This window comes from Paenibacillus puerhi, from assembly GCF_009846885.1.
Lineage (GTDB): Bacteria > Bacillota > Bacilli > Paenibacillales > NBRC-103111 > Paenibacillus_G > Paenibacillus_G puerhi.
In genome coordinates, this window is record NZ_WUWM01000021.1 from 85,118 (window position 1) to 104,362 (window position 19,245).

Sequence of the window (19,245 nt, forward strand, 5' to 3'; positions counted from 1 at the left end):
TCGCTGTATGATAACTAATAAAAACATTGGCGTCATCGGTTGTGCGGCAATCATGCCCCGAGTTCTTATCGATCCTGTGAAGCATATTGAACACCTGCGTGTATATGGGGTTTCCAGTCGGACGAGGAGCAAAGCGGGAGCTTATGCGAAAGAATACGGCATACCCGTTGTCTTTGACAGTTATGAAGCTCTTTTGGCCAGTCCTGATATCGATTTTGTATATATTTTGTTGTGCAATGATTTGCACGCGGAATGGATCGTAAAAGCGATTGAGGCCGATAAGCATGTACTTGTGGAGAAACCGTTATGTTTAAACAGCAAAGAAGCAGCCCGAATCAAACAAGCGTATGATCAAGGACGTGTTCATGTACTGGAAGGTTTAATGGTGCAGCATCATCCGTGGCAGCAAGCGGTAAAGGAGCTCATAGAGACCAGAACGTACGGTACGCTGCGAAGAATTGAGTCTTTGATCAGCTTTTTGCCTAAGGAATCTTTCCAGACCAATTACCGCAGCTTTCCGGAACGGGGGGGCGGTTCCTTCTTCGATTTGGGCTGTTATTGGCTGCAATTTCTACAGTCTGTTGTCGGGCTCGGACCCGAGGCATACAAGGGCCGCTCGTCGTTTGACGGTCCGAACGGTTCCGACTGGACATTTCACGCGGAGTTGCAGTACGCTAACGGCGTACATGCCGGGTTGACCACTTCGTTCGAAATGCCTTACAAAGCGGCACATACGCTCTACTTTGATGATGCGATCGTCAAGATGGAAGATTTCTTTCGCGCCAATCTCGGAGCTTACAAAGTTTTCTTGAAGGTGACCGACTTGCGCACGAATGAAACTAGTAAAATATCGTTCGAGCCGGAAAACTATTATGTGAATCAGCTTAACTTCTTTAGCGATGTGATTGACGGGTTGAAGCCTAACGTTTCGCTTGAATCATCCTTTGAACGAATTATATGGCAGGAGAACGTGTACCAATCAGCTCGGCAGCCGGTGTAATCGTCCGGTCCGGAAAGGATGACGGAGCATAGATGTCCATTGTTGTTCGGAATTTATCCAAAACATTCAGCTTCCGGAAATTTATTTGGGGTTTGATTGCCCCTGCTTTGTTTTTACTGATCATACGAGTGATTTGGAAATTTTAGGTAAGGAACTATACCAGTGCGAGCAGTTGAGGTGAGAGGAATGGGAAGAATGCCTAAGGTAGTTCTTTTGTGCGGTGGCTTTGGCACCAGATTGAGCGAAGAAACAGTCATAACGCCGAAGCCTATGGTGGAAATCGGGAATATCCCGATCATGTGCCACATTATGAATATTTACAGCCATTTCGGGTTTAAGGAATTTTTTGTGGCTCTCGGTTATAAAGGTGAAGTGATCAAACAGTATTTTTTAAATTTTCCTTATTATCAAAGTGATTTTACGATCCGGATGGCGGATTCGAGCGTTCAGGTGACCGAGAGCCGTTGTAAAGACTGGATTGTCCATTTAAGCGATACCGGCTTGCACACGACAACCGGCGGACGGTTGTATCGACTTCGGGAACAACTGAAGGGGGAAACCTTCATGATGACTTATGGCGATGGCGTCAGCGACGTAAACCTGCGGGCACTGCTTGATTTTCATTATTCACACGGCAAACTGGCAACGGTTACGACGGTTAAACCGAGAGGCCGCTTCGGCACATTAAGCTTCGACGGTACTACAGTGACAGGGTTTAAGGAGAAGGAACCCGCTGAGGATAGCTGGATTAACGGCGGCTTCTTTGTTTTTGAACCGGGGGTCTTAGATTACCTGCTGGACGATCAAACCCAACTTGAAGGAGAGGTATTGGGGCGTTTGGCGCAAGACAACCAATTGGTCGCCTATAGACATGAAGGCTTCTGGGACTGCATGGACACACTTCGAGACAAGCGTTATCTGGAGAGCTTGTGGGAACGGGGAGACGCCCCTTGGAAGTTGGCTTAATGAAAAAATAACAGATTCCACAAGGGAGGTGCATGGATGACTCTGGCAATGCCAACGGAGCTTGATGATCATAAAATGAAGCAGATCATTGATAGGTATGGGACGCCGCTTTATCTTTATGACGCATCGATCGTCAAACGGAAACTGGATGCTCTTCGATCCTGTTTTCCGCAAAGAACGGAAATCTTTTATTCATTCAAATGCAACCCACTTCTCGGGATCGCTCAATTATTAAGAAAGAACGGATGCAGGGTCGAGGTTGCTTCAGGGGGTGAATTAACAGCCGCTTTGGCAGCCGGCTTTGAACCTGGGCATATCGTATTTACAAGTCCCGGAAAAACGGAAGAGGAATTGCGATTGGCCATTCTGCATGGCATCTATAGTATTAACGTGGAAAATCTTGAAGAGATCGAAATCGTTCAGAAACTGGCGGAGTTGCAGGGCAAGACAGTCGATATTTCGATTCGAATCAATCCGGAAGTTCAGCAGCATGCGGCCAGTATCAAAATGTCCGGTGTGTCTTCGCAATTCGGGTTGGATGAAAGGCTGCTGCCCGAAGCGATCGACTCGGCTCTTCGTTTATCGCGTGTTCGGTTAATTGGCTTTCAGATTTATCTCGGAACCCAAATTTTGCAGGCGGATGCGATCATCCGCCATTTCGAGGATACGATCAAGCTGGCGCTGGCGTATGTCGAGCGTTATGAGCTGGATTTGGAGTTTCTGGACATAGGCGGAGGCTTTGGGATTCCCTATTTTCCAAATGAGACAGCATTGGATCTAGCAGTCTTAAAGCAAGGAATTGCTGAGGTTTGGAAGCAATATGGAAACAAGCTGGCCAACACGCGAATTGCTGTGGAAAGCGGCCGATTTCTGATGGCGGAATCAGGAGTTTTCATTACGAAAGTTTTATACAAAAAGGAAAGCAAAGGAAGCACGTATCTAATCTGTGATGGAGGTTCCCATCAGCATGCTTCATCCGCCTTTCTGGGCCGTTACATTCGCAGTAATTTTCCTATGCGGGTACTTGGGAAGATTGGTGAAGGGGAAGAAGTAACGGTTACTGGGCAGCTATGCACGTCGACCGATATACTCGGGAACAAAGTGAAGCTGCCAAAAGCTGAACGTGGAGATATGATCGTTATCGAAAAATCGGGCGCTTACGGGTTGACGCATAGCCCAGTCCTATTTTTAAGCCATCCGTTGCCTGCAGAAGTATTGGTAGAAGAGGGACACAGTTATCTTTTGCGAGAGCGCGGGGAATATGGCGATTTTTTAAACGGCCAGCATCCCATTTCTCAGTAAATGCTTACGAAGAGAATTCAATCATACCACGTAAAGGAGATAAGCGGGAAGGTGGTCGGACGCTTGATAGGGATTACCCCCTTCGCATCCTAGCGTTATCCTCTCATGACTGAGGTCATGAGTATCCCGCACTAAATGTATGCGAGAAACATCCTCTTTACTACGGTTGCTCACTACCGATCGGCATGAAGGAACTATAGTATGGCTTTGCAACATCGGTGCAGAGAAATATTGGCATCTGCAAACGAAGGGCATTGCCGACAGGGAAGAAGACCGAATTGTGAACCGGATTGAGGAAATGAACCTTCTGCTTTGCCGTAAGCAGGATGTGCTCATTTTACGCGAACAGCCCGATGCTGCGTATTTGTCAGAGCTGAGACGATTGGGATTCGAGGTTCCCCGTATCTTAACGGTACAGGCAGCGGACTTCTACACACCTATTTCCGAGCTTGTTTTGAAGGATGAAGCTATTCTGCAAGCTTTGTGCGAACTGGCGCTTGAACGGAGATCCGTGTTTTTCATGCCTTATGCTGTAACGAATCTCGAGGAAGAAATTGCCAATGCTTGCGGGCTGACATTAATTGGCCCACCGTCGAACTTGGCTGCAAAAATTAACGATAAAATTTTTAACAAGAAAATGGCCGAGGAACTTGGATTTCCCACCTGCAAGGGAGTTGTTTGCGAGACGTTTGAAGAGCTGCGGGAACAGTATCCCGTTCTGAAAAGCTTCGGGAAAAAAATCATCATAAAGGAGCCGTATTCAGCCTCGGGAAAAGGGTTGTATGTCCTAGAAACCGATGAACAATGGGGGGCGCTGCTGACACGGCTGTCACGTTTTGCACATCGACGTCCGGAGCATCCATGGATTATGGAACAATGGCTGGAAAAAACTGCGGATGTCAATGTTCAGATTTTTGTTGATCTAGACGGCACAGTCGATGTCTTTTCCATCAAACGGCAAATACTGAACGGAACCGTTTATATGGGTTCCCAAATGCCGCCGGATTTGGAACACGATGTGATCGAATCATTCCTGGGGTACGGCCGAGCCATCGGAAGTTATTTACACAATCTCGGTTATCGCGGGATCGCTGGGATAGACTCTATTATTACAGAGGATGGCGTCATTATTCCATTAATTGAAATCAACGGCCGCTTTACTCTGTCAACCTATCTTTCATTTATTTCGTATGTTCTTGGCGATAATAAGAAGGTGTATTCGCGGTATTTTCGTGTATGTACTAGTTTACAAATAGATTATTCCATATTGAAAAAGAGGCTAGAGGATGACAAACTGCTATACCATCCTGAAACTGGTGAAGGTGTAATTATTTATACCGCAGGTTCACTGCCTTATGTTGCAATCGGTGGAGAAAATCGTTTCATGGGAAGGGTATTTGCTCTTGTTGTAGCTAAAGATTGGGCGGAGGTGGAAACGCTAGCCGTATTACTGGACCGGACCGTAAATGGACTAACGGAAATGATAGAGGTCACGAATCATTCTAACTGAAAGGGTTTGATGAAATCATGGTAACGGTGGAAAATCATGAACTTGTGGAGATCGTATCGACTGTTCTGAAGAATGCGGAGTTAGAGTTGGATCATATTGAAGAACATACAGATTTGAGAAACTTCAATCTCAGTTCTATCACTGCGATCGAGCTGATCGTGGCAGTGGAAGAACGGTTTGGCATCATTATACCAGAGGATGACTTATCTATTGAGAATGTCAATACGATTAACAAGCTGAGGCATCTCGTCTTGAAAAATACCACTAATTGACCAGAGGAGTGGGCGCATGAGCATCATTATACCACGAATAAAAGTGCAGCCTGGCACACATTGTTTGTTTGCCAGCTTGAGAAATATGATGCAGTCCGGGTTTGGCGTGAACCTATCGGAAGCGGAAATATATTTCCGGTGTGACGGAATGAATGTAGAGTATATGCCTGAGACGAGACCGTTTTGGATCGGCTGTTCGGGAGATGAGATGTTGCGTCATTTTGCTGAGGATGGACCCGTTCGTCTTCGATACAGCTTCGAGATGAACGATTGGCACTCCAAACAAAACTTGGTTGATGAACTTGTAGCAGAACTGGCTTCAGGGAAGTTGGTCATGCTGTTTGCACAGAGCCATTCCCTAACCTATCATTTCATTTATCGGGAAAACCCTAGCCGTCCGCATGTTATCTTCCTCTATGGTGTGGACACTCAGAACGATAGCTTATTTATTGGAGATTCATTTTTGCTGGATTATTCGGGAGCCGTGCACATGTATCAAGGTCCTGCGTCATTGAACAATTTGATGGAGGGAATATACGGGGTAGCCTTTATGGAGGAGACGCGAGTTGAATGGTCTAATCATTTTTCGCAAGAGGGCTCCTTGTCTCACGATGAACGGGCTTTCATATCACTTCTGCAAGAACGAATCCGTACATTTCTGGATAACCGATCACTTGCTAATGGCGAGTCTGTTCAAGGTTTGCAGGCTTATTATGCTTTTTTTGATGGTTTGGAGGCCGCTGCTGCCATGAATAAGGAATCATTCACGGAAAGCTGCAAGGAGGTGTATTACTGTTTGCGTATTGGAAGCATTATGCATCAGTGGACGTATCTCATGCAGATCGTACAGGAATACCCAAAACAGTTTAGTTCCGGTGCAGATTTTTGGATTGAAAAACTGGAGACGGAACACACGCAATGGAAAAAACATCTGCTGAATATGTATAAAATAGGCTTGCGCGGAAATCAAGAAAGCTGGCCGTCGATTTTAAAACACAGTAAACAACTATTGGATCAGCAGCGAGATCTATTGCATCTCTTTGTTGATGAGATGACTGTACCGGCGCCGACATAATAATTTCAAGCCAGTTCACTGTAAGGAAGTGGTCAGATGGTTAAACCAGAGTTTTGGAATCGACGAAGCGTCTTTGTTACGGGCAATACAGGATTTAAAGGTACTTGGTTATCCATTTGGCTGCATAAGATGGGGGCTAACGTAACCGGCTATGCACTTGAACCCGTTAAGAATGAATTGAATCTTTTCCAGGAATGCAAGCTTGATAAGTACATTCATTCGATTTACGGCGATATCCGTGACTATGCGAAGCTTAAGCGAGCGATAGAGGAGACGTCGCCTGAAATCATCATCCATATGGCGGCACAGCCTCTTGTTCGAGAGTCTTATCAGAATCCGGTAGAAACGTATTGTATCAATGTGATGGGGACCGTGCATGTTCTGGAAGCAGTTAGGGAAATAAATAAGAATGAGAGAAAGATACTTGGAGTCCTTAATATTACGACTGATAAATGCTATGAAAATCGGGAATGGGTGTGGGGTTATCGCGAAAATGAAGCACTGGGCGGTTACGATCCATACTCTAGCAGCAAAGCGTGTTCCGAACTAGTTACCTCTTCATACCGCAGTTCCTTCTTCCAACAGGATAGTTATTCAGAGCACGGTGCGGCTATTGCCTCTGCACGGGCGGGGAATGTGATTGGCGGCGGTGACTGGGCAAAGGATAGGCTCATCCCCGATTGTGTTCGAGCGATCATGAACGGACAAAATCTCGAACTCCGCTACCCTGAAGCGATTCGGCCATGGCAGCATGTATTGGAGCCGCTGCACGGATATATGCAGCTTGTAGAACGGCTGGTTGATGGCGGACAAGAATACGCAGAAGCTTGGAACTTCGGTCCCGGAGAAGACGATATGAGAACTGTCGAATGGATGGCCCGGCATTTTTGCGAAGCTTGGGGGGACGATGCTTCCTATCGAATTTTAAAAAAACGCCCAACCTTGCACGAGAACACTTTATTGCGCTTGGATTGTTCCAAAGCGATGAGTAGACTTGGATGGCGCCCGCGTTGGAATGCCGACCAAGCGATCATTAAAGTGGTTGAATGGACGAAGCTTTATTTGCAGAGGGAAGAACCTCTTGAAATTTGTCTTAGACAGATTGATCAATATCTTTCACAATAAGGAACGGGAGGATTTAAAGCCCATCATCGCATTCGTTATTTTTTTGATGAATCGATGATCCCGTTCTACAATGCTATTAAGGTACTTATCTACCGTAATCACTCGCGACAGTTGATTTTGAGGCGATAATGTTAACTCGACGAAGCTGGCCACATTCGCGGCGCGCTGCATCGAGAATGAAATCCTGATGCACTTGCGGTCGCTTAAAAAGACAAAAAAGGACGTCTCGCTTCACGACCCACGTAGCAAATGATACATTGCTAGGCTCGATGAATCATTTGCTACAGCGGTACGGACAAGGAGGGAAATGAAAGGTAGTGGTCGGCCGCTTTGGGCTTGAGACTGGCGGTGAGGAGCGGACGCAGCGAGAGATTGCGAAGGAGCTTGGGATATCAAGGAGCTATGTGAGCCGGATTGAGAAGAGGGCGCTGATGAAGCTGTATCATGAGTTTTATAAGGCGAAGCGGTCATAATGATTTCTATGGTCTACCCTTGGGTAGGCTATTTTTGTTTAGACCGCCGTCGCTAAGCTGAATCAATAGTCACACATCGAATTTTCCAGTGATTGCTTATTAGTGACGCATGTCACACATTTGCAACAATTTTGATCAAATAAAGAGCAATATATGTTAACTGTACGCGTTTTCAGTATGATATATTATTAAAGGTTAGCGCTATATCGCTTAACTTCGAAGGGAGGTGGCCCGCTTGGTCATTCATACCCCCACCAATATTGCTCTCCAAAAAATTGGCATTTATGTAAGAGCTGATGCGGATGATTGGCAGTTTAACTGGCCGGTTCATACCCATGAGGGGCTTGAGGTTTTTTACTTTCAACGCGGGAGCGCTAATTATATCATCGGAGATAATATTTACGATTTATATCCCGGCGATATGCTTCTGTTTCGTGGGAGCACGATCCACAGAGTAAACCCGTCTAAAGAAGTGCCTTATATTCGCAGTTATGTCAATTTTACGGAAAGTTTCTTGCGAGAGCAGATGTCGGAGGATATGTTCGAAAAGTTGATGTCGATGTTTGAAGCGCCAAATGGCACATTGGTTCGATGGTCCCCGGAAGAACGCGACGAGGTGGCGCTGCTTTTTCGCGAGATACAGAAGGAGAACGAGCAGGAATTGTTTGGCTACCAGCTCGTCTTGAAAACGCTGTTAACGCAGTTGTTGGTTGCGGTTTACCGGAAAGCCAAGCGATTGCACGAAATTGCTCCTGCTGTACAGCCATCGCACAGTCAGGAGAACGTACGCCGCATCCTGCAATATATTAACCATAATTTCACAAAAAATTTCACATTGCAGGAACTGTCGAAGGAACTTCACTTGAACAAATATTACATGTGCCACTGCTTTAAGGAGGTTACTGGATCTACGATTAACAATTATGTGATCGGCAAAAGAATCGAGGAAGCGAAAAAGCTGCTTCGAACGACCGATGAGCCCATCGCAATCATCTCGGAGAAGCTGGGGTTTAATACCGCCGTTCATTTCAGCCGCTCCTTCAAGAAGTCTGCCGGAATTTCGCCTCAGTATTACCGCAGGCAAGGTGTCGGACTGTGATGCTTCGAACTACGGGCTTACAGTAAACATACATTTATTACTAACGATCGAAAAGAGGGGTAATAGCAATGAAGAGATCTATGAAAACGATTTCTACCGCTGTGGTTTTGAGTTCGGCAATGCTGATGTCGGCCGCATGCGGAGCAAGCCAGTCAGGAGCGGGAACGGCAGCCGGAGGGCAGCAAAAGAATGTAACTCTGGACTTTGTCTGGTTTTCGGATGGCAACGAAGGCGATGTCATGAAAAGCATCATTCAAGATTACGAAGCGAAAAACACGAGCGTTAAGGTAAATATGATCGAGGTTCCCTATAAAGACCTTTCCACGAAATTGAAAACGATGATCTCCGGCGGAAAGCCTCCGGCATTGGCTCGAATCAGCACGACGGAGCTTGGCGGATTTGCGAATCAGGCAATCGATCTAAGCGAAAGCAATGGCGGCCTGGAGAAGTACACTTCCCAATTCGTCGATTCGGTGAAACCGTTTTATGTGGTGAATAACAAAGCGGTGGCTGCTCCGATGGACGTAACGGCTAACGGCTTGGTTTACAACAAAACGTTGTTTGACAAAGCGGGAGTTAAGGTTCCGACATCTCCAGATCAGATATGGACGTGGGACGAGTTCTCCACTGCCCTGAAGCAAGTTATGGATAAAGGCGGGGCGAAATACGGCCTTGTTTGGGACTTTACGCCGCAGCGCTGGTCGACCTTGCTGTATCAATTCGGCGGAAGCATGATGTCCCCGGATGGAACGAAAGCAACGATCAATAATGAAGCCGGTGTACAGGCGGCCGAGTATTTCAAGAAGCTGCACACGGACGGCATTGCTCCGACATCCGTATGGTTCGGCGGGGAAAACCCGAATAACCTTTTCCGTACAGGCGCGGTTGCTGCACATCTCGCAGGAAACTGGATGATCAGCAACTACAAGGATATCACGAACTTCGAGTGGGGCGTAACGTATATGCCGCAAGCTAAGGTTCGTTCCTCGGTACCGGGCGGTAAATTCGCCATGGCGTTCCAAAAGTCCGGCGTTGAAAAGGAAGCAACTGATTTTATCAACTACATCACAACCCAAGAAGTGAATGCGAAATACACGAAAGAGGCATTATTCCTTAGCCCGCGCAAAGATAATGCAAAGCTCGACTACGCCTTCGGTAAAGAGATGATGGAATTGTTCTCGAACGAATTGAATAATACGGTTCCGGCTGCAGCTGAGGATTGGTCCAAGCAAACAATCGTACCGAAATTCAGCAATGACTTGAAAACGACGATTTCGGAGATTGTGGCCGGAAAGACGACGGCAAAAGCAGGCTTGGATAAGGTTGCAGGCTTAATTGACAAGGCAATCGCGGATGAGAAGAAATAATGTCAAGCAGACTGCTGCCGGTGATCCCGGCAGCGGTCGATGGTTACAGACCTTTTTGACTAATGGAAAGGAGCATGATTCATGCCTGCACTAGCCTCGGCGGCAAAAACGGCTAAAAAACGGCGTTCCTATCATTCCATGGGATCGATCCCCTATTGGTTCATTCTGCCGAACCTGTTGATCTTCACTACCTTTATAGTCATTCCGACGATTATCGGTTTTGTCTACTCGTTCCACGATTACGACGGCTTGAATCCGATGGAGTTTGTAGGCTTTTCCAACTACAAGGAAATATTTACGAATATGGACTTCTGGACGGCCTTGGGGAAAACCGGCTTGTACGCGATCATTGTGGTGCCTCTCATCTACGCTTTGGCGCTGGCCGTAGCGATGATGCTGATTCAGCCGCTTCAGATGAAAGGGCTGTTCCGCTCGATATTTTACTGGCCTACGATGATTTCCTATATCATTGTCGGTCTGACATGGAAATGGATTTTCGGTGATTTCGGGGTATTGAATTACTTTCTCTCCTTGTTCGGAGCCGACCCGGTAAACTTCTTGTCGGATTCGTTCTATGCTAACGTATCTGTTGTTATCGCGACGGTTTGGTCGCGTCTTGGATTTTACATGGTTATTTTCATAGCGGGCCTGCAGGCGATTCCGACCGACTTCTACGAAGCGGCAAGACTGGATGGCGCCTCCAAGCCTAGGGTGTTCTGGAGCATTACCTTGCCGCTGCTTAAGCCTACAACCGTGCTTGTCATTATGCTATCGATGATCGAGGCGTTTAAGGCGTATCCGTTAATGTTCGCGCTAACGGGCGGCGGACCGGGCAGGGAAACGACCTTTATCGTTCAGTATATTTACGAAACGGGATTTGCCAAGCAGGAACTGGGTATGGCGAGCGCCATGTCTGCGGTGCTTTTCCTTCTCATTGTGACGTTTACAGCCGTGCAAAACCGACTGTCTAAAGGAGGCTCGAACTAACGTGGAACTGAAATCCTCCGCTAAAGCCGGCATCTACATTGCGCTTATTGGTTTGGCTGCATTATGGCTGTTTCCCGTCCTATGGATTGTGATCTCATCCTTCAAGACGAACAATGATTTGTACAGCTTTCCACCGAAATTTTTGCCAGCGCCGTTTACTTTTGAGCACTTTACGGCCGCCTTTCAGAAAGGGAACTTTGGCCGTTATTTCATAAACAGTACGATTGTGACGATTAGCTCGACGATTCTGCTGCTTCTCATCAACTCGATGGCGGGATTTGCACTAGCGAAATACAAATTTAAGGGCGATACGATCCTGCTTGTCGGCTTCATCTCTACCTTGATGATCCCGCTTGAGGTCATTATGATCCCCATTTTTAAAGTGCTCAGCTATCTCGGAATGTTCAACACGCTGTTTGCGCTCATTATTCCGCCGGCTGCTACGCCGACAGGGGTATTCCTGATCCGCCAGTATTTGCTCTCCGTACCGGATGAGCTGCTGGAGGCGGCACGGATGGACGGAGCGACCGAGTGGCGCATTTATTCCCGGATTATCCTGCCGTTATGTAAGCCTATTTTAGCAGTGCTTGCGATTTTTTCCTTCATGTGGCGGTGGGACGATTTCTTATGGCCGCTCATCGGTATCAGCGATCCGGCCTTATATACGATTCAGTTAGCGCTATCCAATTTTATAGGGGAGTTCAACGTAGATTGGGGCAGCTTGCTGGCCATGTCCGTCATTACCATGATTCCGGTGCTCGTCGTTTTCGTCATCTTCCAGCGCCAATTTGTTAGCGGTATGGTGACATCGGGCATGAAATAACGTAAACGAACATTCCCTTCCATTCAGTGACTGTTGTCTCTGCCTGAAGGGATTTTTTAGAGGAGCTTGGACCAATGGAACGCTTCATATTGTCATTAGATCAAGGAACGACCAGCAGCAGAGCGATCTTGTTCAATCCTAACAGCGAGGTCGTATTTTCAGCTCAGAATGAGTTTACGCAAATTTATCCGCAGCCCGGATGGGTCGAGCAGGATGCTGAGGAAATATGGGAGTCGATACTCTCAGTAATAAGGGCCTGCTTATCGGGCGCCGGCGTCAGGCCGGAGCAAATTGCAGCCATTGGCATTGCCAATCAACGGGAAACGACGGTCGTTTGGGACAAAATGACCGGAAGGCCCGTATATAACGCGATCGTATGGCAATCCAGACAAACCGTTCCGGTTTGTGAAAAGCTCCTAGCACAGGGGTGGCAGGACCTTTTCCGGGAAAAAACCGGACTGTTGATCGACGCTTATTTTTCCGGGACCAAAGCGGCCTGGATTCTCGATGAGGTGCCTGATGCCCGGGCGCGCGCGGAGCGGGGAGAATTGCTCTTCGGCACCATCGATACCTGGCTGATCTGGAAGCTGACCGGAGGAAAAGCACATGTGACGGATTACTCCAACGCCTCCCGCACCCTGATGTTTGACATTCGGAATCTGCAATGGGATCGGCAGCTTCTGGAGCTGCTGAATATTCCGGAATCCATGCTCCCGGAGGTTCGCCCCTCCTCTTGTCTTTACGGGGAGACGAGCAAGGAGCTGCTTGGCGTGGAGATTCCGATAGCAGGAGTGGCCGGTGACCAGCAGGCCGCATTGTTTGGGCAGGCGTGCTTTGAGGAAGGCGCAGCGAAAAACACCTACGGCACCGGCTGCTTTATGCTGATGAACACCGGCAGCCGAGCCGTAAGCTCGAAGCACGGCCTGCTGACGACCATTGCCTGGGGGATCGGCGACCGGGTGGATTATGCGCTGGAGGGCAGTATCTTTGTGGCGGGGTCGGCGATTCAATGGCTGCGTGACGGACTCGAAATGATCGAAAGCGCGGAGGAAAGCGAGCGGTTCGCCGAAGGCGTGGATTCAACCGAAGGCGTCTACGTCGTGCCTGCGCTTGTCGGGCTAGGTACGCCCTACTGGGACAGCGATGTTCGAGGGGCCGTATTCGGGCTTACGCGCGGAACGACCAAGGCGCATGTTATTCGGGCAACGCTGGAGTCGCTCGCTTACCAGACGAAGGATGTCCTGGCCGTCATGGAAGAGGACTCGGGTATTGCTATGCACGCCTTGCGAGTGGATGGCGGAGCGGTAAAAAACAACTTTTTGATGCAATTCCAAAGCGATCTTCTGAACGTGCCTGTCGACCGTCCTGTGGTTAACGAAACCACGGCGCTCGGAGCCGCCTACTTGGCCGGACTTGCCGTAGGCTATTGGAAGGACCAAGCGGAAATATCGGAGCAATGGAACATCAATAGAACCTTCGTACCTGAAATGGACGATGCTAAGCGAAGCAGCCTGTATGAAGGATGGAGAAAAGCCGTAAACGCAGCAAGAGCGTTTAAATAACGGATTGGAAAGCAGGAGAGACATCATGAAAGTAAGCAAGAAGCTTTTGCAGATTGAGAGGGCAAATCAGTACGTAGAGCTGGCAACCGATGCAGCCAAGTACCGGATTTATTTAATGAATGATCATATCGTCCGGGTTCGCTGCACCTTCGATGACGAGTTTGCCGAAGAAGCCTCTTATACGCTGACGATGACCGCATGGGAAGACAAGCTGGATACGTTGGTGGAGGACCGCAAGCGGGTAGAGGCGCTTCCAGCACATTATGAGGATTTTGGAACGCATCTGCTGCTTACGACGAAGGAGCTTCGGGTCATCATTCATCGGGATCCCTTTGCCATTGAAATTACCGACGCGCAAGGGCGTGTACTCCATGAGGATCTGAAGGAGCGCTCCTATGTGAAGGATAAGCAGGGACGCTTGTATCATTATTCGTGCATGCAGGATGGAGATCATTATTACGGCTTTGGCGAGAAGAGCGGGTATTTGAACAAAAAGAATAGAAGACTGCGGATGCATAACGTGGATACGATCGGCTACGATTCCGAGCACACGGATCCGCTGTACAAGCATATTCCCTTTTATATTAAATTCAATGGGGCCGCACAAGCGGCGACGGGGCTTTTCTATCATAACAGCTATGAGTCCACGTTTGATATGGGCAATGAACGAAGCGGCTATTGGAACAAGTACAGCTATTTTTGCGCGGACGGCGGAGAGCTGGATATCTTCTTCATGCACGGCCCGGAGATCAAGGATGTTGTCCGGCACTATACGGATCTGACAGGCAAGACGATCATGCCGACCCAATATTCCTTGGGCTACATGGGCTCGACGATGTACTATACCGAGCTGGACCAGAATTCGGACCAGGCTATATTGGGCTTCCTGGACAAGTGCAGGTCGGAAGGCATTCCCTGCGACGGCTTCTTTATGTCCTCGGGTTACACGACAGGCCAAGACGGAAAAAGGTATGTCTTTAACTGGAATTACGATCGTTTCCCGAATCCGCAAAGCTTCATCGAGCAGATGCACAGCAAGGGTGCGGCGCTCGCGCCTAACATTAAGCCGGGTATGCTGCTGACCCATCCGCGCTATAAGGAATTCGACGAGGCCGGTGCTTATATTAAAGACGATCAAGGGGAAAAGTCGGAAACGGACCGCTACTGGGGCGGGCAGGCATCCTTCGTCGACTTCACGAACCCGAAGGGCAGAGAGCTGTGGAAGAAGCATCTGAAGGAGTCGTTCATTAACCTTGGCGTAACCTCTATTTGGAATGACAATAATGAATATGAAATTAATAATCCCGATGCGCTCTGCGAGTTTGAAGGCGATAAAAAGGAAATCAGCGCATTACGGCCGATTTTGCCTAATCTGATGGCTCAAATGGCCAAGGAAGCGATCGCCGAGGCCGCGCCGAACACAAGACCGTATATCGTCAACCGGGCAGGATTTGCCGGTATACAGCGTTTTGCCCAAACATGGGCGGGAGATAATAATACGAGCTGGCACAGTCTGAAGTTCAATGTTCCTGTGATCCTGGGCATGGGCTTGTCGGGGGTAGCGAATCAGGGCTGCGATATCGGAGGCTTTTTCGGACCGGCGCCGGAGCCGGAGCTGTTCGTCCGGTGGGTGCAGAACGGGATTTTCCAGCCGAGATTCTCAATCCATTCCTGCAACACCGATAATACCGTAACCGAGCCGTGGATGTATCCTTCGTATACCCCGTTGATTCGGGAAGCGATCCAGCTTCGTTACCGCCTTGTTCCTTACTTCTACTCCTTGTTGAACGAAGCATCCGAGTCAGGCTCTCCCGTGATGCGGCCGATGGTATATGAGTTCCAGCACGATCCGGCAACCTGGGAGGAAAGCTTCGATTTCATGCTTGGCCGGTCCATTCTGGTGGCGAACGTGCTGGACAAAGGTGCGCAAACGCGAAAGGTGTATTTGCCGCAAGGAAGCGACTGGATCGACTGGCACACGAGGGAGCGTTATACCGGTGGGCAAACGATCGAGCTGGGGGTATCGCTAAGCTCGATCCCGATGTTTATCCGAAGCGGAGCGATTATTCCGATGGCGCCCCAGCTGCAGAACATTCATCACGATACGGTAGAAGAGCTGCATGTGCTGATCGAGCCGTCACAGCATTCGAGCTTTGTGCTGTATGAGGACGACGGGGTAACGAATAATTATAAAAACGGAGATTATCGTAAAACGAAGATTGAGGTCGAGAGCGCGGGGCAAACGAGCATCTCCTTCACAACAGAAGGAACCTACTCCAGCAGCGTGAAGCGCGTGGTGATCGATCTGATCGCGAGGGAGATAGCTCCGGTTCGCGTAACGCTGCAAGACCGCAAGCTTCCGATGTTTCTGGGCCCTGGCGAGTGGGAAAGCAGCGATGAAGGCTGGTATTACGATCTCGAGCTCAAAGCGGCAAAAATCAAGTACATTCCGCTTGATACCGATTATGAGCTGACCGTAAACTTCGATGTCAAGGATCTAATATCTATTTAACTTCGTTTCGTTCGGGGGAATACAAGATGGGCATGAGCTTTGCAAGTAAACAAAGAACGGACATATTACAAGCCCTGCACAATCAAAGGTTTGATTTGCTTGTGATCGGCGGCGGTATTACCGGTGCAGGAATTGCGCTGGATGCGACGACCCGGGGTATGAGCACGGTGCTTGTGGAAATGCAGGATTTCGCCGCAGGCACGTCCAGCCGCTCGACCAAGCTGGTCCATGGCGGACTGCGGTACTTGAAGCAGTTTGAAGTGAAGATGGTCGCCGAGGTTGGCAAAGAGCGTGCGGTGGTGTACGAGAATGGACCGCACGTCACTACGCCGGAATGGATGCTTCTGCCGTTCCATAAGGGCGGAACGTTCGGGAAGTTCAGTACCTCTCTGGGGCTTAGGCTGTACGACTTTCTAGCGGGGGTCAAGCGCAGCGAGTGGCGGACGATGCTCGACGTCCAGGAGACGATCCGCCGGGCTCCTCTCGTGAAGCGTGAAGGACTGAAGGGCAGCGGGGTATACGTGGAATACCGGACCGATGACGCGCGACTCACGATCGAGGTCATGAAAGAAGCGGTGTCCCGTGGAGCCAAGGCTGTCAACTATGCCAAGGTGGAGCAGTTTATCTATGAAGACGGCAAGGTCGTCGGCGTGAGGGTGACGGATACCGTTCACGGAGGAGCGTACAACATCTTTGCGCAGAAAATTGTAAATGCTACAGGTCCTTGGGTGGATTCGCTTCGCGAGAAGGATATGTCCAAAACGAACAAGCATTTGCAACTGACCAAAGGGGTTCACTTGGTCTTCGACCAATCCCGTTTCCCGCTGCAGCAAGCCGTATATTTCGACACGCCGGACGGGCGAATGGTTTTCGCGATTCCGCGGGACGGGAAGGCGTACGTCGGCACCACCGATACGGTCTTCAAGGAAGATCCCGCTCATCCGCGCATGACCGCGGAGGATCGGAGCTATATTATCGATGCGATAAACTATATGTTCCCATCGCTGAACATCGCGGCCGAGGACGTCGAATCCAGCTGGGCCGGACTACGCCCGCTGATATTCGAAGAAGGCAAACATGCGTCGGAAATTTCCCGGAAGGATGAAATTTGGGAGTCCCCGACCGGATTGATTACGATAGCCGGGGGTAAGCTGACGGGCTACCGCAAAATGGCGGAAATGGTTCTCGACCATCTGGTTGCATTGTTTCAAAAAGAAGGCGTACATCGTTTTACCCCCTGCACGACCAAACGTATTCCGATCTCGGGAGGCAGCGTCGGCGGGCCGGAGCAATTCCCTTCCTATATCGAGCGCAAGGCCAGCGAGGGGGTAAAGCGGGGCTTCATCAAGGAACAGGCGGAGAAGCTGGTGCGCAAATACGGCTCCAATATCGATCGGATTTACGAGCTGGCGGAACGGCATTCACAGGATGCTGCTGCCCATGGACTTCCTCTAGATGTGCTGGCCATGCTCGTCTATGCCATGGAAGAGGAGATGGCGGTAAGTCCGATCGACTTCTTCAACCGGCGTACGGGCGCGCTGCTCTTCGATATCGCCTGGGTGCATCAATATAAAGCTCCCGTCATTTCGTTTATGGCACAGCAGTTGCAATGGAGCGAAGAGGCCACACGTCAGTACCGAGAAGAACTGGAGAGGCACTTGCACGAGGCGATTACACCCGTTTAATAGGATAAAGGCGCATGACAGCCTCTTGGAATATGCTCCAGGAGGCTTGTCTTCAGATCAAGCAAGATATGATAAATTGTCAGCATTAACCGATAAAACGAGCCAGGGATTCTGTGATAGGATACTTATGTAACCGCTATCAATATATAGTATGGGGGGATTTAAGAATGATGAAGCGTGTAAAATCGACGATGCTGCTTTCTCTTGCAGCTGTACTCACATTGGGCACGGCAGCGTGCTCCAGTGGCAATTCGGGCGGCTCCCAAGCCGGCGCCAAGGATGCGGCGGGCAACACGGGGTCCGAGGCAAAGAAGGAAGTCACACTCGATTATGTTTGGTTTACCGACGGTATTGAAGGCGAAGTAATGAAAGCGATTACTGCGGACTATCAGAAGGAAAATCCGCACGTAAAGATTAATCTTATCGAGGTTCCCTTTAAAGACCTGGGCACGAAGCTGAAAACGATGATCTCCGGGGGCAAACCGCCTGCACTAACGCGCATCACCGATACGGGACTTTTTGCGAATCAGGCCTTGGATCTAACGCCTTATGTAGGCAGCGCGGATAGCTTTACTTCGCAGTATATCGATTCCATAAAACCTTATTATGTGGTAGACAACAAAATTATTGCCGCTCCGATGGACGTTACCGCCAACGGGATCATCTACAACAAAACGCTGTTCGATAAAGCGGGCGTTAAGGTGCCGACCTCCAAGGACAACATCTGGACGTGGGATGAGTTTAACGCCTCCCTCAAGCAGGTCATGGAGAAGGGCGGAGCCAAATCCGGTCTTGTATGGGACTTCACGCCGCATAGATGGTCGACGATGCTGTATCAGTTCGGCGGCAGCATGATCAGTGCAGATGGCAAAAAAGCGGCCATCAACAGCCCGGAGGGCGTTCAAGCCTTGGAATACTTCGTCAAGCTGCATAAGGATGGCATTATTCCTCCGTCTGTCTGGCTCGGCTCCGAGAACCCAAACAACCTGTTCCGCTCCGGAACGGTAGCCGTGCATTGGGCGGGTAACTGGATGCTGAGCAATTACAAGGACATCGACACCTTTGAGTGGGGAGTCACCTACATGCCGAAGCAAAAAATTCGCTCCTCCGTACCGGGCGGCAAGTATGTCATGGCCTTTAAAGGTTCAGGCGTAGAAAAAGAAACCGCCGAGTTTATTAAGTACTTATCCTCGAAGGAAGTCAATGCAAGGTTTAATAAGGAGTCGCTCTTTATCAGCCCGCGTAAGGACAATGCCAAGCTGGAATATGCCTTCGGTAAGGAAATGTTCGAGGTGTTTGCGGACGAATTGGCGAACACGACGCCGCTTGCGGCTAACGATTGGTCCAGGCAAGACATCGTTCCGAAGTTTTCTACAGACTTGAGAAGTCATATTGTGGAGGCTATTTCAGGTAAAGCAACGGCGCAGGACGCGCTGGACAAAACTGCGAAGCTGATCGATAAAGCGATCGGCGAGCAAGGGAAATAA

The 19,245-nt window shown here is 49.1% G+C and carries 15 protein-coding genes and 2 pseudogenes; 16 read left to right on the forward strand and 1 reads right to left on the reverse strand.

All coding sequences use genetic code 11. From position 1 onward, the window contains the following. The first annotated feature begins 7 nt into the window (after window positions 1-7). The 7 genes from GSF01_RS18925 (at window position 8) to rfbG (ending at window position 7,250) form a co-directional block, all read left to right on the forward strand. Complete coding sequence (locus tag GSF01_RS18925) at window positions 8-1,000, forward strand: Gfo/Idh/MocA family protein (RefSeq protein WP_159886790.1); 993 nt, start codon at window positions 8-10, stop codon at window positions 998-1,000. A gap of 195 nt (window positions 1,001-1,195) precedes the next feature. Beyond that, the gene (gene rfbF / locus GSF01_RS18930; RefSeq protein ID WP_159886792.1) at window positions 1,196-1,966 is read left to right on the forward strand and encodes a glucose-1-phosphate cytidylyltransferase; all 771 of its coding nucleotides are present in this window, start codon (window positions 1,196-1,198) and stop codon (window positions 1,964-1,966) included. Window positions 1,967-2,002: 36 nt separating this feature from the next. Beyond that, window positions 2,003-3,268, forward strand: coding sequence for a diaminopimelate decarboxylase (lysA, locus tag GSF01_RS18935; protein WP_159886794.1), 1,266 nt, complete (start codon window positions 2,003-2,005; stop codon window positions 3,266-3,268). Window positions 3,269-3,548: 280 nt separating this feature from the next. After that, window positions 3,549-4,778 carry a preATP grasp domain-containing protein gene (locus GSF01_RS18940; RefSeq protein WP_235941607.1) on the forward strand — a complete coding sequence of 410 codons (1,230 nt, stop codon included), beginning with the start codon at window positions 3,549-3,551 and terminating at the stop codon, window positions 4,776-4,778. A 17-nt stretch (window positions 4,779-4,795) separates the two neighbouring features. Then, complete coding sequence (locus GSF01_RS18945) at window positions 4,796-5,050, forward strand: acyl carrier protein (protein WP_159886798.1); 255 nt, start codon at window positions 4,796-4,798, stop codon at window positions 5,048-5,050. Window positions 5,051-5,066: 16 nt separating this feature from the next. Continuing rightward, window positions 5,067-6,125: a BtrH N-terminal domain-containing protein gene (locus tag GSF01_RS18950; RefSeq protein ID WP_159886800.1), complete on the forward strand. Its 1,059-nt coding sequence runs from the start codon at window positions 5,067-5,069 to the stop codon at window positions 6,123-6,125. 36 nt (window positions 6,126-6,161) lie between these two features. Continuing rightward, on the forward strand, window positions 6,162-7,250 hold the full coding sequence (gene rfbG / locus GSF01_RS18955) for a CDP-glucose 4,6-dehydratase (RefSeq protein WP_159886802.1): 1,089 nt from the start codon (window positions 6,162-6,164) through the stop codon (window positions 7,248-7,250). Here rfbG and GSF01_RS30425 read toward each other — a convergent pair. Continuing rightward, window positions 7,245-7,337 (reverse strand): annotated as a pseudogene (locus GSF01_RS30425) (IS6 family transposase); the annotation flags it as partial. The gene rfbG and the pseudogene GSF01_RS30425 sit on opposite strands and share 6 nt — an antisense overlap. A gap of 214 nt (window positions 7,338-7,551) precedes the next feature. On the opposite strand from GSF01_RS30425, the pseudogene GSF01_RS30430 reads away from it, so the two are divergent. From GSF01_RS30430 to GSF01_RS19000, 9 genes and pseudogenes are all read left to right on the forward strand, one after another. Beyond that, window positions 7,552-7,723 (forward strand): annotated as a pseudogene (locus GSF01_RS30430) (sigma factor-like helix-turn-helix DNA-binding protein); the annotation flags it as partial. A 235-nt stretch (window positions 7,724-7,958) separates the two neighbouring features. Continuing rightward, entirely contained in the window at window positions 7,959-8,822 is an 864-nt protein-coding gene (locus GSF01_RS18965) for an AraC family transcriptional regulator (protein WP_159886804.1), read from the forward strand. A 68-nt stretch (window positions 8,823-8,890) separates the two neighbouring features. Next, window positions 8,891-10,189, forward strand: coding sequence for an ABC transporter substrate-binding protein (locus tag GSF01_RS18970; RefSeq protein ID WP_159886806.1), 1,299 nt, complete (start codon window positions 8,891-8,893; stop codon window positions 10,187-10,189). A gap of 81 nt (window positions 10,190-10,270) precedes the next feature. Beyond that, window positions 10,271-11,176 (forward strand): carbohydrate ABC transporter permease, encoded by a 906-nt coding sequence (locus GSF01_RS18975; RefSeq protein ID WP_159886808.1) that lies wholly within the window; start codon window positions 10,271-10,273, stop codon window positions 11,174-11,176. Window position 11,177: 1 nt separating this feature from the next. Further along, window positions 11,178-11,999, forward strand: coding sequence for a carbohydrate ABC transporter permease (locus tag GSF01_RS18980; RefSeq protein WP_159886810.1), 822 nt, complete (start codon window positions 11,178-11,180; stop codon window positions 11,997-11,999). A 74-nt stretch (window positions 12,000-12,073) separates the two neighbouring features. Then, window positions 12,074-13,561: a glycerol kinase GlpK gene (gene glpK / locus GSF01_RS18985; RefSeq protein ID WP_159886812.1), complete on the forward strand. Its 1,488-nt coding sequence runs from the start codon at window positions 12,074-12,076 to the stop codon at window positions 13,559-13,561. 25 nt (window positions 13,562-13,586) lie between these two features. After that, window positions 13,587-16,073 carry a glycoside hydrolase family 31 protein gene (locus tag GSF01_RS18990; RefSeq protein WP_159886815.1) on the forward strand — a complete coding sequence of 829 codons (2,487 nt, stop codon included), beginning with the start codon at window positions 13,587-13,589 and terminating at the stop codon, window positions 16,071-16,073. Between the two features lie 32 nt (window positions 16,074-16,105). Continuing rightward, window positions 16,106-17,758, forward strand: coding sequence for a glycerol-3-phosphate dehydrogenase/oxidase (locus tag GSF01_RS18995; RefSeq protein WP_159886869.1), 1,653 nt, complete (start codon window positions 16,106-16,108; stop codon window positions 17,756-17,758). A 170-nt stretch (window positions 17,759-17,928) separates the two neighbouring features. Next, window positions 17,929-19,245, forward strand: a complete 1,317-nt coding sequence (locus tag GSF01_RS19000; protein ID WP_407945780.1) for an ABC transporter substrate-binding protein — start codon at window positions 17,929-17,931, stop codon at window positions 19,243-19,245.

Bases quoted from the DNA above. Each gene is read 5' to 3' on its own strand.
- GSF01_RS18995 (WP_159886869.1), top strand. From the start codon at position 16,106: ATGAGCTTTGCAAGTAAACAAAGAACGGACATATTACAAGCCCTGCAC.
- GSF01_RS18925 (WP_159886790.1), top strand. From the start codon at position 8: ATGATAACTAATAAAAACATTGGCGTCATCGGTTGTGCGGCAATCATG.
- GSF01_RS18990 (WP_159886815.1), top strand. From the start codon at position 13,587: ATGAAAGTAAGCAAGAAGCTTTTGCAGATTGAGAGGGCAAATCAGTAC.
- GSF01_RS18970 (WP_159886806.1), top strand. From the start codon at position 8,891: ATGAAGAGATCTATGAAAACGATTTCTACCGCTGTGGTTTTGAGTTCG.
- rfbF (WP_159886792.1), top strand. From the start codon at position 1,196: ATGCCTAAGGTAGTTCTTTTGTGCGGTGGCTTTGGCACCAGATTGAGC.
- glpK (WP_159886812.1), top strand. From the start codon at position 12,074: ATGGAACGCTTCATATTGTCATTAGATCAAGGAACGACCAGCAGCAGA.
- GSF01_RS18950 (WP_159886800.1), top strand. From the start codon at position 5,067: ATGAGCATCATTATACCACGAATAAAAGTGCAGCCTGGCACACATTGT.
- GSF01_RS19000 (WP_407945780.1), top strand. From the start codon at position 17,929: ATGAAGCGTGTAAAATCGACGATGCTGCTTTCTCTTGCAGCTGTACTC.
- lysA (WP_159886794.1), top strand. From the start codon at position 2,003: ATGACTCTGGCAATGCCAACGGAGCTTGATGATCATAAAATGAAGCAG.
- rfbG (WP_159886802.1), top strand. From the start codon at position 6,162: ATGGTTAAACCAGAGTTTTGGAATCGACGAAGCGTCTTTGTTACGGGC.
- GSF01_RS18975 (WP_159886808.1), top strand. From the start codon at position 10,271: ATGCCTGCACTAGCCTCGGCGGCAAAAACGGCTAAAAAACGGCGTTCC.
- GSF01_RS18945 (WP_159886798.1), top strand. From the start codon at position 4,796: ATGGTAACGGTGGAAAATCATGAACTTGTGGAGATCGTATCGACTGTT.